The 812-nt window shown below is 41.9% G+C and carries 1 protein-coding gene; it reads left to right on the forward strand.

Annotated elements, in window-relative coordinates; genetic code table 11:
* Window positions 1–239 precede the first annotated feature (239 nt).
* Window positions 240–812: transposase (locus DO88_RS00590; RefSeq protein WP_033041111.1), on the forward strand; the 573-nt coding region annotated here is incomplete at its 3' end.

The raw sequence follows: 812 nt of genomic DNA on the forward strand, positions 1-812 counted from the left end.
ATGGAACGGAGTAACTATAAGGCAATTAAATCGGACACGTTAACGGCTGTCACGGTTTTTGCTAAAACAAAAAGCCAGCAAAAACAGCGCCAACCTACGCGCCGTTTATTGCGGCGTTGAGGCTGTAGAATTACTCTTTTTAGGAACATATCCAACTATTCTTGGTTGGTTGCTTTTTAACCTTGAATCCATCTGTTCGCTGTGATCTAATAGATATTATTCACCCACGGTAAACTGTTATGGCTAACTACAAGCCTGACTTATCCTGTCAAAATAAATTCATTCCTATCAATTTCGCTGAGCAGATTCTGCCTGGCACATTTGAATATGCCCTTTGTTATATCGTCGAAAATAAACTCGATTTATCGGGATTTGACGCGTGGTATAACAACGACAAAACGGGCGCTGCTGCGTATCCGCCTTCGGTAATGCTAAAGATTATTTTACTGGGCTATGCACATGGTTTTATCAGTAGCCGTCGGATTGCAAAGGCTTGCGAGCATAATATTTTATTTATGAGTGTGTCGGGTGATATCCAGCCGCATTACACATCTATAGCGGGTTTTGTGGCTAAAATGCATAAACAGATTGAGCCGCTTTTTACGCAAGTGCTGATGATATGTGATGAGGAAGACTTGATAGGCCGCAACATGTTTGCCATTGATGGGTGTAAATTAAAGTCCAATGCGAGTAAAGAGTGGAGTGGCACATTCGATGAGTTAGGTCGCAAAAAAGCAAAACTAGAACGCGCAAGCAAACGTATTATTGAACGCCACCAATCACAAGATGGACTGGGCGAAGAATTGATAACT

This window comes from Pseudoalteromonas sp. S3431 (genome assembly GCF_000690035.1).
Taxonomy (GTDB): domain Bacteria; phylum Pseudomonadota; class Gammaproteobacteria; order Enterobacterales; family Alteromonadaceae; genus Pseudoalteromonas; species Pseudoalteromonas fuliginea.